At 70.4% G+C, this 14,987-nt stretch carries 14 protein-coding genes and 1 pseudogene; 3 read left to right on the forward strand and 12 right to left on the reverse strand.

The genetic code is table 11. The annotated features are described in order from the left end of the window. Positions 1-5: 5 nt before the first annotated feature. The 7 genes from QE410_RS12640 to QE410_RS12670 form a co-directional block, all read right to left on the reverse strand. Positions 6-260, reverse strand: coding sequence for a hypothetical protein (locus tag QE410_RS12640; protein ID WP_307332573.1), 255 nt, complete (start codon positions 258-260; stop codon positions 6-8). Continuing rightward, positions 257-1,318 carry a sirohydrochlorin chelatase gene (locus tag QE410_RS12645; RefSeq protein WP_307332576.1) on the reverse strand — a complete coding sequence of 354 codons (1,062 nt, stop codon included), beginning with the start codon at positions 1,316-1,318 and terminating at the stop codon, positions 257-259. The genes QE410_RS12640 and QE410_RS12645 overlap by 4 nt, the downstream gene beginning before the upstream one ends. Then, positions 1,318-2,454, reverse strand: coding sequence for a uroporphyrinogen-III synthase (locus tag QE410_RS12650; RefSeq protein ID WP_307332578.1), 1,137 nt, complete (start codon positions 2,452-2,454; stop codon positions 1,318-1,320). Before QE410_RS12650 ends, QE410_RS12645 begins: the two co-directional genes overlap by 1 nt. Next, positions 2,451-3,683, reverse strand: coding sequence for a uroporphyrinogen-III C-methyltransferase (gene cobA / locus QE410_RS12655; protein ID WP_307332580.1), 1,233 nt, complete (start codon positions 3,681-3,683; stop codon positions 2,451-2,453). Before cobA ends, QE410_RS12650 begins: the two co-directional genes overlap by 4 nt. After that, positions 3,680-4,201 (reverse strand): nitrite reductase small subunit NirD, encoded by a 522-nt coding sequence (gene nirD / locus QE410_RS12660; RefSeq protein WP_307332583.1) that lies wholly within the window; start codon positions 4,199-4,201, stop codon positions 3,680-3,682. The genes cobA and nirD overlap by 4 nt, the downstream gene beginning before the upstream one ends. Positions 4,202-4,230: 29 nt before the next feature. Then, positions 4,231-6,810: a nitrite reductase large subunit NirB gene (gene nirB, locus QE410_RS12665; protein ID WP_307334519.1), complete on the reverse strand. Its 2,580-nt coding sequence runs from the start codon at positions 6,808-6,810 to the stop codon at positions 4,231-4,233. Between the two features lie 344 nt (positions 6,811-7,154). Next, complete coding sequence (locus tag QE410_RS12670) at positions 7,155-7,592, reverse strand: nitroreductase family deazaflavin-dependent oxidoreductase (protein ID WP_307332585.1); 438 nt, start codon at positions 7,590-7,592, stop codon at positions 7,155-7,157. A gap of 55 nt (positions 7,593-7,647) precedes the next feature. Between QE410_RS12670 and QE410_RS12675 the strand changes: the two are divergent. Next, positions 7,648-9,100, forward strand: a pseudogene (locus QE410_RS12675) (NCS2 family permease). A 364-nt stretch (positions 9,101-9,464) separates the two neighbouring features. On the opposite strand, the gene sucD reads toward QE410_RS12675, so the two are convergent. Together sucD and sucC are read right to left on the reverse strand one after the other, a co-directional pair. Continuing rightward, entirely contained in the window at positions 9,465-10,367 is a 903-nt protein-coding gene (gene sucD, locus QE410_RS12680; RefSeq protein WP_307332588.1) for a succinate--CoA ligase subunit alpha, read from the reverse strand. Positions 10,368-10,386: 19 nt separating this feature from the next. Continuing rightward, positions 10,387-11,550: an ADP-forming succinate--CoA ligase subunit beta gene (sucC, locus tag QE410_RS12685; RefSeq protein WP_058231057.1), complete on the reverse strand. Its 1,164-nt coding sequence runs from the start codon at positions 11,548-11,550 to the stop codon at positions 10,387-10,389. 245 nt (positions 11,551-11,795) lie between these two features. Between sucC and QE410_RS17140 the strand changes: the two genes are divergently transcribed. Both QE410_RS17140 and QE410_RS12690 read left to right on the forward strand, forming a co-directional pair. After that, positions 11,796-12,026, forward strand: a complete 231-nt coding sequence (locus QE410_RS17140; RefSeq protein ID WP_373459377.1) for a DUF2946 family protein — start codon at positions 11,796-11,798, stop codon at positions 12,024-12,026. A gap of 31 nt (positions 12,027-12,057) precedes the next feature. Then, on the forward strand, positions 12,058-12,465 hold the full coding sequence (locus QE410_RS12690) for a RidA family protein (RefSeq protein WP_307332591.1): 408 nt from the start codon (positions 12,058-12,060) through the stop codon (positions 12,463-12,465). Between the two features lie 67 nt (positions 12,466-12,532). Here the strand turns inward: QE410_RS12690 and QE410_RS12695 are convergent, their stop codons facing one another. The 3 genes from QE410_RS12695 to QE410_RS12705 are packed head-to-tail and all read right to left on the reverse strand — an operon-like array spanning position 12,533 to position 14,836. After that, a complete protein-coding gene (locus QE410_RS12695) occupies positions 12,533-13,411 on the reverse strand; it encodes an ABC transporter permease (protein ID WP_307332595.1) in 879 nt (292 codons plus the stop codon). Then, the gene (locus QE410_RS12700) at positions 13,408-14,307 is read right to left on the reverse strand and encodes an ABC transporter ATP-binding protein (protein WP_307332598.1); all 900 of its coding nucleotides are present in this window, start codon (positions 14,305-14,307) and stop codon (positions 13,408-13,410) included. Before QE410_RS12700 ends, QE410_RS12695 begins: the two co-directional genes overlap by 4 nt. Further along, complete coding sequence (locus QE410_RS12705; RefSeq protein WP_307332600.1) at positions 14,297-14,836, reverse strand: hypothetical protein; 540 nt, start codon at positions 14,834-14,836, stop codon at positions 14,297-14,299. Before QE410_RS12705 ends, QE410_RS12700 begins: the two co-directional genes overlap by 11 nt. Between the last annotated feature and the right edge of the window lie 151 nt (positions 14,837-14,987).

Consider the following 14,987-nt stretch of genomic DNA (forward strand, 5'->3'; position numbering starts at 1 on the left):
CGGCGTCACCCCCGTTCGGCGGGGCGGTCGAGCACGCCCGCGGCGGCGACGATGACGCCGATCAGGAACACCAGCGCCGCCACCTGCATGACGGCGGCGTCTCCGGGGAGCATGGCGCACCCCACCGAGGTGTCCTCGCCCTCGCACGAACGCCAGGGCTGGAAGAAGAACGTGACCGCCACGACGGCACCGACCAGGCAGAGCGCCGCTCCGACGAGCACTCGCCTCGAATGCCGGTGCGGCGAAGCGGCGGTCGTCACCGTCGGCCCGGGACGAGGGCTCGCAGCCGGCCGAACAGGGCGCGAGCGAGAGCCCCTGGGCTCGTCGACGGGTCAGGGCCCTTCGCAGACGGAGAAGTCTCGACAGGCTCAGCCACCTCGGTCGGCGCTGCACCGGTGGATCCAACGGCCGGAGTCGTCGCGGCAGCAACCGTCGGGGCGCCGACCGGCGCCTCGACCTCCCCCGCAGCGTCCTCGACGGGCGCAGTCTCCGGGCGGGGGTCGACCTCCGCCGCCGCGGCCTCCGCGGGCGCGGCGGCCGGGCGGGCCGCGACAGAAGCCACGGCCGGAGCGGCCTCGACGGTCCCGGCCGCCCCACCGGCGCCGAACGAGCAGCTCGAATCGCACCCCGCACACCGCACGCTCGCTCCGCGGGCGCAGCGCCAGCGCTCCCACACCACCGCGGCCAGGCGCGGGTCGGCGCCGATCGGCTCCGACGTGAGGTCGGCCTCGGCTCTCTCGATCACGCGCGAGAAGTGCCCGGGCGCCAGCACGTAGCTCGCGGCCACCGTGCGCTTGCCCGCGGAGCGCGCGGCGTTCACGGCATCCGGGATCGTGGGTTCGGATGCCGCGGCGTACGCCGTCACGATGGGCGCTGTCACTCCCGCATCCGCCATCAGCTCGGCCATGCGCTCGACGTCGACGACGGCGCCGGGGCGTGTCGAACCGGCCGCGGCGAGCACGACCGTGTCGGTCGCGGCGGCGCCGGTGGCGCGCACCCGGTCGGCGAGGATCTCGGCGAGCACGGGGTGCGGTCCGAGCGCCCGGGCGATCGGCAGACCGCCGGCGGCCTCCACCAGGTCGACCTCGGTGTGGTAGCCGGTCGACAGCAGCAACGGCACGATGACGACGTCGTCGGTGCTCTCCCGCGCCGCGGCGACCACGTCGGTGACGTACGGCCCGTGCACGTCGACGTACGCCTCGTGCACCTCGACGCCCTCGGGCGCCGTCTCGCGCAGCACGTCGAGCAGGGCGCGCACCACGACGCGCCCCTCTTCGAAGCGGGTGCCGTGGGCGCAGGCGATGAGTACGGCGGTCATCAGTCCTCCTCGTCGATGACGTCGAGCCGGTAGCCGCGCTTGTAGACCGTGCGGATCAGGTCGATGCCGCCGAGCGCTTCGCGCGTGCGGGCGACGGCGACCTCGACGGCGTGTCCGCTGGCCTCGGCGCTCGACAGCGCGGCGACCAGGTCGGCGCGCGACACGACCGCCCCGGGGTTGCGCGCGAGCGCCCGGAGGATCTCGACACCGGTGCGCGGCAGGGCCGTGAACTCCCCGTCGAGCACGATGCCCGACGAGCGGATGCCGAGACGCCCGACGGTCGTGCGGATCACGGGTGCGTCCGGCCCGCCGTAGTGCGTGACGACGGCGCGGACGAGTGCGCCGAGGCGGCCGCGGTCGGGCACGAGCGGATCCATACCGGCATCCCGCAGGGGGCCGGCGGTGATGGGACCGACGGCGGCGACGAGCACCCTTCCGTCACGGGCGCGGGATGCCACGCCCTCGAGCGCGTCGGCGCGTTCGGCGGCGACGATCCACTCGCGGGCCGCCGGAGCCGAGGTGAAGAGCACCGCGTCGACCTCGCCGCGGGCGACCTGGCGGGTGGAGGCGGCGACGACCTCGGGGTCGGCCGGTGGCCCCCAGCGGTAGATGGTGAGGCTGGTGACGCGGGCTCCCGCCGCCTCGAACGCCTCGTCGAGGCCGTCGGCGCCCGAACCGTGGTGCTGCACCGCGACGTGCAGGCCCTCGACGCCCTCGGCCACGAGGAAGTCGCGCAGCTCGGCCGCCGTCTCGCTCTCGGCGACCCAGTCGGCCTCGAACCCGGCCTGCTGGATCGCACCGCGCGCCTTGGGACCGCGGGCGACGATGCGCGCCCGCTGCAGCACCGCGCTGAGGTCGTCGTGCAGCCCCGCCTCGTCGGCGGTCTCCATCCACGCGCGGAAACCCACGCCCGTCGTGGCGACGACGACGTCGGGCGGATCGTCGACGAGGCGACCCGTCTGTGCGATGAGTTCCTCGTCGTCGACGTGCGGGATGATCGTCAACGCCGGTGCGACACGGACGCGCGCGCCGTGACGCTCGAGCGCGGCCGACAGCTCCCCCGATCGCCGGTCGACGGGAAGCAGCACGGTGCACCCCTGGAGCACCGTGCTGATCGTCCGCGGGGGTGTGGTCACCCGACCCCCTCGCCCTGCAGCGCCGCGACCGGCAGCAGCAGGTCGGCGCGGGCGACCTCGCCGAACACAAGCACCGCGGGGTTCGCGAGGCGGTGGGTCTCGGCATCCTGGATCGCGGTACCGAGGGTGGTGCGGATAGTGCGTTGGGCGGGCGTGTGCCCGTTCTCGACGAAGGCGACGGGGCGCGTATCGGGGGCACCCGCGGCGCGGGCGGCGGAGACGAAACGCGGCAGCGCACTCACGCCCATCAGCGCGACCACCGTTGCGGTGTCGTCGCGGAGGGCGGCGAGGGTGGCCTCGGTGGGCGCGTCCTGACCGTTCACAACGTGCAGAGTACCGGCCACGCCCCGGTGCGTGACGGGGACACCCGCCGCCGACGGCACCGCGATGGCGCTGGAGATGCCCGGAACGACCTCGACGGGGATGCCGGCGGCCCGGCACGCGATGACCTCTTCGCCGCCGCGACCGTAGACGAACGGGTCTCCGCCCTTGAGCCGCACGACCCGCAGGCCCCGGGCGGCACGGTCGACGATGATCGCGTTGATCTCATCCTGCGGCACGGGGTGGTGCTGGGGACGCTTGCCCACGTCGATGAGCTCGACGTCGTCACCGAGCTCGGCGAGGACGCCGGTGGGTCCGAGCCGGTCGTGCACGACGACGTCGGCCTCGGCCAGCAGCGCGCGGGCTCGCACGGTCAGCAGGTCGATCGGGCCAGGGCCGCCGCCGACGAGCGCGACACCCCCCACGGGTGTGCGACGTCGGCGGCGGAGCGGAAGGGCGCCTTCGGCGAGGCGCTGGGCGATGGCGTCGCGCACGGCGACGCTGCGGCGCGGGTCGGCACCCGCGGTCGAGACGACGCCGACCATGACATCGCCGCTGGTGGTCTCGGCGGCCAGGCGCGCGGTGCCCTTGCCTCCGTGACCCGCGTTGACGCACCACACGCGGCGCGCCTCGGCGGCGTCGACGACGAGGGCGTCGACGGATGCCGCACCGGTCGCGGTGTGACAGAACCAGGCGTCGTCGAGGTCTTCGGGCACGAACGCTCGGGCGTGCCATTCGATGTCGCCGGAGGCGGCGAGGGCTGCCAGCCCCGCCGTCGCCTCGGGGGCGACCACGCGAACGCGGGCCCCGGCGGCCCGGAGGCGCTCGATGCGGCGCTCGGCGACGGAGCCTCCGCCGACGCAGACGACGAGACGGTCGGTGAGGTCGAGGCCGGCGAGAGCGATCATCGGGCGTCTCCTGGCAGCTTGACGAGCACGACCCCGTCATCGACCGCCACCGGGTACACCCCGATGGACTGCGGGTCCTTGCCCTGCGTGTCGAGGCACGTGCCGGTCCGCAGGTCGAAGACCTGCTTGTACATGGGGGATGCCACGGTGGGCACGCCCGCGCGATCACCGACGATGCCACGCGACATGATCGCCGCGCCGCTGAACGGGTCGATCTGGTCGGTGGCGTACAGGCGTCCGTCGTAGGTGCGGAACAGGGCGATCTGACGGTCGCCGATGAGGGCGGCTGCTCCCCGCTCGACGAGCAGGTCGTCGACGCGGCAGACGGGAACCCAGCCGGAGGCGGATGCCCCGACGGGTGCGGGAGGTGCGGGCTCGGCCGACTGCGGGGCGGCCGCGACGGCAGGCGCTTTCTCGACCGGCGCCGGAGCGGGGGCCGCGGGCACCGCCGCGGAGACGGCGGGCGCGGCGTCGCTCGCGGCCGACGGCGTCGACAGGGTGGTGGCGTCAGGTGTCATGGCATCCGTCCTCGTGGCATCCACGATCGTCATGAGCGCACCGCCAGCGTGGTGCCGCCGATGAAGACGGCGCCCGAGGAGCGCTCCTCCGCCGTCGCGGGGCGCGGCTGCCCGCGCTCGGCGACGTACGCGAGCGTGGGGTCGGCCTTGTCGGGGGCGTTGACGAAGCTCTGGAAGCGCTTGAGCTTCTCGGGGTCGGCGAGGGTGGCGGCCCACTCGTCTTCGTAGTTGTCGATGTGGGCGGCCATGGCGCGGTCGAGATCCTCGGCGATGCCGAGCGTGTCGTCGAACACCACACCCTTCAGCGCCTCGATGCCGCCCTCGTAGTCCTCCATCCAGGGAGCCGTGCGCTGCAGCCGGTCGGCGGTGCGGATGTAGAACATCAGGAAGCGGTCGATGGCCTGCAGCAGGCCGTCGTCGTCGAGACCCTCGGCGAAGAGCACCGCGTGGCGCGGCGTGAAGCCGCCGTTGCCGCCGACGTACATGTTCCAGCCGGCCTCGGTCGCGATGACGCCCACGTCTTTGCCGCGGGCCTCGGCGCACTCGCGCGCGCAGCCCGAGACGCCGAACTTGATCTTGTGCGGCGAGCGCAGACCCCGGTAGCGCAGCTCGAGCTGCACGGCCATGCCGACCGAGTCCTGCACGCCGTAGCGGCACCACGTCTGCCCGACGCACGACTTCACCGTGCGCAGCGACTTGCCGTAGGCCTGACCCGATTCGAAGCCGGCGTCGACGAGGCGCTTCCAGATCGCGGGCAGCTGCTCGAGACGCGCGCCGAACATGTCGATGCGCTGGCCGCCGGTGATCTTCGTGTAAAGCCCGAAGTCGCGGGCGACCTCGCCGATGACGACGAGCCCCTCGGGCGTGATCTCGCCACCCGCGATGCGCGGGACGACGCTGTACGTGCCGTCGCGCTGGATGTTCGCCATGACGTGGTCGTTGGTGTCCTGCATCGTCGCGAGCTCACCGTCGAGCACGTGCTCCGAGTACAGGCTCGCCAGGATGCTCGCGAGCGCCGGCTTGCAGATGTCGCAGCCGCGGCCGGTGCCGAAGCGCTCCACGATCGAGGTGAAGGTGCGCAGCTCCGAGATGCGCACGGCGTCGAAGAGCTGCGCGCGGGTGAAGGCGAAGTGCTCGCACAGGCCGTTCGAGACCTCTTTTCCGGATGCCGCGAGCTCGGTCGCCACGAGCTTCTTCACGAGCGTGAAGCACGAGCCGCACGCGGCGCCCGCCTTGGTGCAGGCCTTCACCTCGGCGGCATCCGCGCAGTCGTGCTCGGTGACGGCTCCGCGGACGGTGCCGGCGGTGACGCCGTTGCACGAGCAGACGATCGCGTCGTCGGGGAGGTCGCCTTGAGGCGCCGGAGCGAGGTCGGACGGCATCAGGTACGCGGCCGGGTCGCCCCCGAGCGCGCGGCCGACGAGGGGGCGCAGCGACGTGTACGCCGAGGCGTCGCCGACGAGGATGCCACCGAGCAGCGTCTGCGCGTCGTCGCTCAGCACGAGCTTCTTGTAGACGCCCGAGATGGGGTCGGCGTAGGTGACGTCGAGGGCGTTGGGCGTCTCGGCGAACGCGTCACCGAAGCTCGCGACCTCGACACCCGAGAGCTTGAGCTTGGCCGAGGTGTCGAAGCCGTCGAATGCGGCCTCGCCTCCCAACAGGCGGGTCGCGGCGACCTCGGCCATGGCGTAACCGGGGGCCACCAGGCCGATGCACTGGCCGTCGAAGCTGGCGACCTCTCCGATCGCGAGGATCGAGGGGTCGGAGGTGTCGCAGCCGGCGTCGATGACGACGCCGCCGCGGGCGTCGACGGCGAGGTCCGCCGTGCGAGCGAGCTCGTCGCGAGGGCGCACACCGACGGTGAAGACGACGATGTCGACGGCCTCCCACGTGCCGTCGCGCAGCTCGAGGCCGCACACAGCACCGGACTTGTCGGCATCCACTCGGGTCGTCACCGACTGCGTGCGCACCTCGATGCCGCGCGCCTCGATGAGCCGCTGCAGCGCCTTCGCGCCGCCCAAGTCGAGCTGCGCCGACATGAGCCGCTCGTTGGACTGCAGCACGAAGGGCGAGACGCCCTCGGCCTGCAGCGCTCCCGCGGCCTCGAGGCCGAGCAGCCCGCCGCCGACCACGGCACCGCGCAGGGGCCGGCCGAGCTGCGCCGAGCGCTTCGCGACCCATTCGCGCATGCCGGCGACGTCGTCGAGCGTGCGGTAGACGAAGCATCCGCGGTGGTCGAAGCCGTCGAGCGCGAGACGCGCGGCGTACGAGCCCGTGGCGAGCACGAGACGGTCGTAGTCGTAGGTGGAACCCGCCGCCGTGGTGACGGTGCGCTTCGCGCGGTCGATCTTGGTGACGCGCGCGTCGGTGCGCACCGTCACCCGCTCGTGCTCGAGCACGGCCGGGTCGAGGGCGAGGTCGTCGGGCGTCTTGCCGCTGAAGATGCCGGTGAGCCCGACGCGGTCGTAGGGGCCGCGCGACTCGTCGCCGAGCACCGTGATCGACCAGCGGCCGTCGGTGTCGCGGCTGGTCAGGCTCTCGACGAAGCGGTGCGCCACCATGCCGGCGCCGACGACGACGACGGAGCCGGATGACGCGGGGTGGAGCATTCCGTCACGGTACGCGGCGGACTTTGCGTCGGCGTCAGCAGCACGTTTCGTGCCGGTTGCGGTGTGTGATCGGGCCATGCCCCGACGCTAAGCAGCCGAGGTTTCCCCCGCCGTCGCTTCGGCGTTACCCGCCGCGAACGTTTCTCTCACGCGACGGGGCCATCCGTGTGAGGTTTCGCGGGGCCCGGCCCCTTCGACAAGCTCAGGGCCCTCCGCCGAGGCGGCTGAGCCCCTCGAGGTGGCTGAGCCCGTCGAAGCCGCCGGAACCCGACACACCCGGTCCCTCGACAAGCTCAGGAACCTCGACCGAGGGTGGCTGAGCCCGTCGAAGCCACCGGAACCCGTCAGCGGACGGGGTCGAGCACGAACAGCTCGATGCGGCGCTCGGTCTTCTTCTGGTACTCGTCGTAGTCGGGCCAGACCGCGACGGCGCGGGCCCACCACTCGTCGCGCTCCGTGCCCTCGGCCTGGTGCGCGTCGTACTCCTTCTTCACGTCACCGTCCTGCAGCGCGACGCGGGGGTTCTTCACGAGGTTGTAGAACCACGCGGGGTGCTCGGGAGCGCCCCCCTTGGATGCCACGACCGCGTATTGGCCTTCGTGCTCAACGCGCATGAGGGCCGTCTTGCGCAGGCCGCCCGTTTTGGCGCCGACGGTGGTGAGGACGATGATGGGTACGCCCCGCAGCTCGGCGGACTCCTGGCCTCCCGAGGCCTCGAACGTCTCGGCCTGCTGACGGGCCCACTCGCTGGTGCTGGGCAGATACTCTCCTGTGAGCGACATGTCTCCCACGATACGTCGGCGTCATCCCCCATCGCCCCGCTTTCCTGGAGCCCCCATGAGCCGTTCCGCTCCCGAGACCACCGCCGCCCCCACACCGAAGAACCGCCTCGATCGGTTCTTCGAGATCACCGCGCGCGGCTCGACCGTCGGCGCCGAAGTGCGCGGCGGCGTGGTCACGTTCGTGACGATGGCGTACATCGTCATCCTGAACCCGATCATCCTGTCGGGCACCCCCGACGTCGCCGGTAACGCCCTCGGCTTCCCGCAGGTCGCGGCCGTCACCGCCCTCACCGCCGGCGTCATGACGATGCTGTTCGGTCTGGTCACGCGCCTGCCGTTCGCGTTCGCCGCGGGCCTCGGCATCAACTCGTTCCTCGCGGTCGGCATCGTCGGCGGCGTCACCTGGCCCGAGGCGATGGGACTGCGTCGTCATCAACGGCCTCATCATCGTGCTGCTGGCCGTCACCGGCCTCCGCCGCATGATCTTCGAGGCCGTGCCCCTGGCGCTCAAGACCGCCATCACCGTCGGCATCGGCCTGTTCATCGCCTTCATCGGGTTCGTCGACAGCGGCCTGGTCACCTCGACCGGCCTCAACTCTCCCCCGGTCGGCCTCGGTGTGGGCGGGTCGATCGCCACGATCCCGACCGCCCTGTTCGTGCTGACCCTCGTCATCACCGCCGTGCTGCTGGTGCGCAAGGTCAAGGCGGCCCTGCTGATCGGCCTGTTGTCGGGCACCGTCATCGCGGTCATCGTCGAGGCCGTCGCGCACCTCGGCTCCCGCGCCGACGGCAACGCCGGCGGGTGGGGCCTCAGCGTTCCGACGCTGCCCGCGCAGCTGGTGAGCCTTCCCGACCTCTCGCTCGTCGGCCAGGTCGACCTGGTCGGCTCGTTCGGCCGCATCGGCGTGCTCGCGGCCCTCATGCTCGTCTTCACGCTCGTGTTCACAAACTTCTTCGACGCGATGGGCACCATGACCGGCCTCTCCCGCGAGGCCGGTCTCGCCGCCCCCGACGGAACCTTCCCGCGCCTGCGCTCGGCGCTGGTGATCGAGGGCATCGGCGCCGTCGCCGGCGGTGCCACCTCGGCATCGTCGAACACCGTCTTCATCGAGTCGGGCTCCGGTATCGGCGAGGGCGCCCGCACGGGCCTCGCGAACGTGGTGACCGGCGGCCTGTTCCTGCTGGCGATGTTCTTCACGCCGCTCACGAGCATCGTTCCCACCGAGATCGCCGCCGCCGCGCTGGTGATCGTCGGCGCGCTCATGATGGGCCAGATCCGCCACGTCGACCTCAGCGACCTGTCGGTGCTCATCCCGGTCTTCCTCACGGTCACCGTGATGCCCCTGACCTACTCGATCGCCAACGGCATCGGCGCGGGCTTCGTCAGCTGGGTGCTGATCCAGGCCCTGTCCGGCCGTGCGCGCCGCGTCAGCCCGCTGCTGTGGATCGTCGCCGCCGGCTTCGTCGTCTTCTTCGCCCGCGGTCCGGTGGAGGCGCTGCTCGGCTGACCCTGAGGTGTGGAGGGGCCGGGATGCCATGGCATCCGGGCCCCTTCTTCGTTGCTGCCACGGCTGGCCCTGCGGTCGGCCGGTCGACGGGCGGCGGGCGGACGGCGTCGAGGACGTCCTCGCGGCCACGGCAACGCCACCCTGCCGAGATGACCGCCGGTCACCTCGCACGTCCCGGGTCATCCTCGCTGACGGGAGCGGCGCCGAGGACGTACCCGTTTGTCGATGACGCACCCGTTCGTCATCGAATGAGTGCGTCCTCGACGAGGGAGTGCGTCCTCGCAGGCACGCAACGCCGCCCCACAGCCCCGCGCACGCGTGAGGGCCCGGATGCCATGGCATCCGGGCCCTCACGAACGAAACGTCAGAGCGCCTCGATGATCTCGCGCATCAGGGCGGCGGTTTCGGACGGCGTCTTGCCGACCTTCACGCCGGCGGCCTCGAGGGCCTCCTTCTTCGCCTGGGCGGTACCGGCGGAGCCGGAGACGATGGCGCCGGCGTGGCCCATGGTCTTGCCCTCGGGGGCGGTGAAGCCCGCGACGTAGCCGACGACGGGCTTGGTGACGTTGGCCTCGATGAAGGCGGCGGCGCGCTCTTCCGCGTCGCCACCGATCTCACCGATCATGACGATGGCCTTGGTCTCGGGGTCGGCCTCGAACGCCGCGAGGGCGTCGATGTGGGTCGTGCCGATGACCGGGTCGCCGCCGATGCCGATGGCGGTCGAGAAGCCGAGGTCGCGCAGCTCGAACATCATCTGGTAGGTCAGGGTGCCCGACTTCGACACGAGGCCGATGGGGCCCTTGCCGGTGATGTTCGCGGGGGTGATGCCCACGAGCGCCTCGCCGGGGGTGATGATGCCGGGGCAGTTCGGGCCGATGATGCGGGTCTTCTCGCCCTTCGACTTCGCGTACGCCCACGCCTCGGCGGTGTCGCCGACGGGCACGCCCTCGGTGATCACGACGAGGAGCGGAATCTCGGCGTCGATGGCCTCGACCATCGCGTCCTTCGTGAAGGCCGGGGGCACGAACGCGATCGACACGTCGGCGCCGGTCTCGCGGATGGCCTCTTCGACCGACGCGAAGACGGGCAGTTCGACGTCGTTGCCGTCGGCATCCTTGTGCGAGACCGTGGTGCCGGCCTTGCGGGCGTTCACGCCGCCGACGACCTGGGTGCCGGCCTTGAGCATGAGGGCGGTGTGCTTGGTGCCCTCACCGCCGGTGATGCCCTGCACGATGACCTTGGAGTCCTTGTTGAGGTAGATCGACATGGTTCTGTTTCCCTATCCCTTACGCGTTGGCCAGTTCGGCGGCCTTGTCGGCGCCCTCGTCCATACCGGCGGCGAGGGTGACGAGCGGGTGGTTGGCGGCGGCGAGGATCTCGCGACCCTCTTCGACCTGGTTGCCGTCGAGGCGCACGACCAGCGGCTTGGTGGCGGTGTCGCCCAGGATCTCGAGGGCCTTCACGATGCCCTCGGCGACGGCGACGCAAGAGGTGATGCCGCCGAAGACGTTGACGAAGACGCTCTTGACCTGCTCGTCGCCGAGGATGACGTCGAGACCGGCGGCCATGACGGTCGCCGAGGCGCCGCCGCCGATGTCGAGGAAGTTGGCGGGCTTGACGCCGTTGTGCTTCTCACCGGCGTACGCGACGACGTCGAGGGTCGACATGACCAGGCCCGCGCCGTTTCCGATGATGCCGACCTGGCCGTCGAGCTTGACGTAGTTCAGGTCGTGCTGCTTCGCCTTCGCCTCGAGGGGGTCGGCGGCATCCTTGTCTTCGAGCGCCTCGTGGTCGGGGTGGCGGAAGCCGGCGTTCTCGTCGATCGAGACCTTGCCGTCGAGGGCGATGATGTCGCCGTCTTCGCTCTGGATGAGGGGGTTCACCTCGACGAGCGTGGCGTCTTCGCCCTTGTAGACGTTGAAGAGCTTGACGAAGACGTCGGCGACCTTGGGGGCCAGTTCGTCGTCGAACTTCGCGGCCTTGGCGATCTCGAGGGCCTTCTCGGGCGTGATGCCCTCGATCGGGTCGACCTCGATGCGCGCCAGCGCCTCGGGACGCTCGACGGCGAGCTCCTCGATCTCCATGCCGCCTTCGACACTCGAAAGCGAGAGGTAGGAGCGGTTGGCGCGGTCGAGCAGCACCGAGAAGTAGAACTCCTTGGCGATGCGAGCACCGGCGGCGACCATGACGCGCTTGACGACGTGGCCCTTGATGTCGAGACCGAGGATGGCCTGAGCCGCCTCGAACGCCTCGTCGGGGGTCTTGGCGACCTTCACGCCGCCGGCCTTGCCGCGACCTCCGGTCTTGACCTGAGCCTTGACGACGACGACACCACCGAGCTTCTCTGCGGCCGCCTTCGCCTCCTCAGGGGTGTCGGCGATGATACCGGCGAGCACCGGCACCTCGTACTTTTCGAACAGATCACGTGCCTGGTACTCGTAGAGATCCACGGACAATCCTTCGCTGGGCGATCGGTGGTGGGAGGAGGCGAAAGTCTCTCGATATCAAGAGATCTGCGCCAATCGTCCACCCTACCCGACGGGGCTGGAACCCCCCGCCCCTTACCCCTTCGAACGGAGGGATGCCAGCACCTCGCGCACCGGGAAGCGATGCGCCGCGGCCCGCCCGGGACTAGCCTCTCCCCCACCGACGATGGGAGCCACCGTGCACGCGTGGCTGCACGGGTGAGCGACCGCTGGCCGATCGAGGGCACGAGCATGCCGAGGATGGGGCCGGCGATCATGCCGACGACGACGCCGATGATGATGTAGCGCGTGAGTCCTGCGTCTTCTGTCGCCTTCTCGCCCATGCGGTGACCCTAGGGAGGGGGCATTGCCCTCCGCCATCGTTTGGGGATGGGGAACGCCAGCCGGCGGCGGTCTCCCGTACCGCCGACCCGCTCCGCGAGTACATAACGTCTCGCTAGGCTCGGGAGCCCGCCACGGAAGGTCTCGTCGATGCCGTCTGCCGTCACCCTCGTCCGCTCCCGCACCCTCGCTGCGAGCGCGGAGTACGCCTACGCCGCCACCGCACCGGCGAACGCCCGCCTCATCTTCCTCGCGGGGTCCTGTCCGCTCGACGCAGACGGCGCGACGGTCGGCGTCGGCGACTACGCGGCGCAGGCGGCCATGTGCGTGGAGAACATGCGCATCGCACTGGCGGAAGCTGGCGCCGAGATCACCGACGTCATCAGTACGCGCGTGCTCGTCGCCTCAACGCGACAGGCCGACCTCGTCGCCGCGTGGGGAGTCGTGCGCGAGGCATTCGGTGCGCATGATGTGCCGAGCACCCTGCTCGGCGTGACCGTCCTCGGATACGACGACCAGCTGGTCGAGATCGAGGCTGTGGCCGCGGTCGTCGACTGAGCGCGCCGCCTGGGTGTCCGCCGCGGAAGCGAAAGGCCTCGGCGCCGACAGTCCCAACGACCTCGCGTCAGCGGATGCGGTGAGCGAGCGCCCGCGCACCGAGCGCGGCGAAGACGACGAACACCACGACGAGCACCATGACGGCGAACGAGGGAGTGATCTCCACGGCACCGACATGTGCCGAGATCCCGTAGAACGCCTTCACCGCATCCACCGCCGGACCCTCGCCGCCGGCCAGCGCCTCCAACGCCTGCGCGGTCATCGGCCCGCGGATCAACATCGCCGACTGCGCGAAGGGGAGTGCGTTGATGCCGTTCACGATGCCGTCCGGGAGAGTCCCGACAGGGATGTACGCCCCGGCGAGGAAGCCGATGATCGTCCCGACCACGGTGGACAGTGCTGCGAAGGCGCCGGAGCTGCGCAGGAAGGTGACCACGAAGCTCGACACCGCGGCGAAGGCCACGCTCGACAGGGTGACGTAGCCGAGCGTCTCTCCTGCTTCGCTCGCGGTCATGACCGAACTGCCCTGCGACAGCAGGTACACCTGCCCCACGACGAGGATGACGAGCGTCATCGTGAGCGAGATGACGAAACTCGACAAGAGGTAGCCCAGGATGAGCTCGACGCGGCGAATCGGCGAGACCAGGAAATCGCTGAAACGTCCGCTGGCCCGATCGTCGACGAAGACCGCCAGGGCCGCCAGCGAGGTCGTCAGGGTCGTGATCATGGTGATCCCTGCGAAGACCCACGCGTTCACGAACCAGTGGATGTCGCTGCTCTCGGCGTTCGGAAAGCGCTCGGTCAGGTTGTCGACCTGCAGGTTTCCGAGAAACAGCGCGTACAGCGCGATGAGAATCAGCGCCGACAGAAGGGAGAAGAACACCCCGGCACGGTCCCGAAAGAAGAGGCGGAGGTTCCGCCCGGTGAGGATCGCGATCGATCTCATGCTGCGCGGCCTCCCGTCACGTTGAGGAAGACGTCGTCCATTGTTCCGTGGCGGAACTCGAAGTCTGTGATCTGTGGGGCGAGAAGGATCGTTCTCGCCTGCTCGATGTCGTCTACAGCTACTCGCACGACATCGCCGACGTGTTCCGCCTCGAAACCTTGCGCTTGACACTGCGCGAGAAGGGACGTCAGGTCTGCTGCGCGGACGGTGAGCACGCTGCGGCTGAACGAAGAACGGAGCTGCGCCGGAGTCCCCTCGGCGACGATCGTCCCCCGGGCGATGATGCACACCTGATCGGCTCGCTCGGTCTCTTCCATGTAGTGCGTGGTCAGGAAGACCGTCGTCGCGCGCGTCTCACGAAGCAGCCCGATCGCCGACCAGATCTGTTCGCGCGACTGCGGATCGAGACCCGCAGTGGGTTCGTCGAGGAAGACGACGCTCGGGCGGTGGACGATCGCGCGGGCGATGTCAGCCCGGCGCTTCTGTCCTCCGGAGAGAACACCGTAGCGACGGTCGAGGAAGTCGCCGAGGCCGACGAGCTCGGAGAGTTCTTCGATCCGCTCGGTCGCCTCCCGACGTCGCAACCCGTAGAAGCCGGCGCGTGTCGCCAGATTCTCTCGAACCGTGAGGAGCGGATCTAGAAGCGACTGCTGGAAGACGGCGCCGATGACCTCGCGCACCCCGTTCGGGTCGTCGACGACGTCGCGGCCTTGCACGCGGATCGTGCCCGACGTGGGTCGCAGAATCGTGGTGATGCAGCCGATCGTCGTGCTCTTGCCCGCCCCGTTGGCACCGAGGAAGGCGAAGAGCGACCCCGTAGGGACCTCGAACGACAGATCGCGGACGGCCTCGAAGGAGCCGTAACTTTTTCGGAGATGCTTCACGTCAACGGCCATGGTTGTCCCTCTCGTTCTCAGTGGGGAGATTGGCGGACGGTTCAGACGCTCGCGTGGTCGTCCCCGCGGAGAGGGTGCGCGAGCCGAACCATGCGAACGCCATCAAGACGAGCGCACCGCCCGACAGCAGACCGTCGAAGATCCCTGCCGGAAGCAGGAAGATCATGAGCACGAGCGTCACCCCGCACATCAGGGCTGTCACGGCGAGACCCCACAGGCGGTCGCGCAAAATGCCGACGCCCCCGAGAACCCGAAGGACGCCGAAGATCCCGCTCATGATCATGAGCAGGTACAGGTTGTCCTGAAAGTACGGCAGCGCAAAGCGGAAGTGTGCGCCCACATCGCCCGGCTCGACGCGCAGAAGCATGAGAACAGGAAGCGCGAAGAATGCGCTCATCTCCATGACTGCGCCCTGTGTGATCACGAGCCATGCCGCGACGCGGTACCGCACGTCCACCCGGTGCCCCCGGCTCGCTGCCCCCGACGGACGACCGCCTAGTCGAGGCTTGCGCGCGGGGGTGGTGGGCATGTCCGCATGTTACCGACCGGTCCCGTCGCTCCGGTCGACGCACAAGCGAGACCCGCGATTCCTAGAGGTTTCCGCGGCTCGGCTTCGCCCGTGGGTGAAGCGGGGCGAGAATTCTCGTCGCCTTCAACGTCGCCCCGACGAGTGCGCCGCC

Origin of the sequence: Microbacterium sp. SORGH_AS_1204, assembly GCF_030818935.1 — a bacterium.
Lineage (GTDB): Bacteria > Actinomycetota > Actinomycetes > Actinomycetales > Microbacteriaceae > Microbacterium.

Coding starts and splice junctions, on each gene's coding strand:
- QE410_RS12645 (WP_307332576.1), bottom strand. CDS start 1,318: ATGACCGCCGTACTCATCGCCTGCGCCCACGGCACCCGCTTCGAAGAG.
- nirB (WP_307334519.1), bottom strand. CDS start 6,810: ATGCTCCACCCCGCGTCATCCGGCTCCGTCGTCGTCGTCGGCGCCGGC.
- QE410_RS12690 (WP_307332591.1), top strand. CDS start 12,058: ATGCCGTCTGCCGTCACCCTCGTCCGCTCCCGCACCCTCGCTGCGAGC.
- cobA (WP_307332580.1), bottom strand. CDS start 3,683: ATGATCGCTCTCGCCGGCCTCGACCTCACCGACCGTCTCGTCGTCTGC.
- sucD (WP_307332588.1), bottom strand. CDS start 10,367: ATGTCGATCTACCTCAACAAGGACTCCAAGGTCATCGTGCAGGGCATC.
- QE410_RS12670 (WP_307332585.1), bottom strand. CDS start 7,592: ATGTCGCTCACAGGAGAGTATCTGCCCAGCACCAGCGAGTGGGCCCGT.
- nirD (WP_307332583.1), bottom strand. CDS start 4,201: ATGACACCTGACGCCACCACCCTGTCGACGCCGTCGGCCGCGAGCGAC.
- QE410_RS12695 (WP_307332595.1), bottom strand. CDS start 13,411: ATGAGATCGATCGCGATCCTCACCGGGCGGAACCTCCGCCTCTTCTTT.
- QE410_RS12700 (WP_307332598.1), bottom strand. CDS start 14,307: ATGGCCGTTGACGTGAAGCATCTCCGAAAAAGTTACGGCTCCTTCGAG.
- QE410_RS12705 (WP_307332600.1), bottom strand. CDS start 14,836: ATGCCCACCACCCCCGCGCGCAAGCCTCGACTAGGCGGTCGTCCGTCG.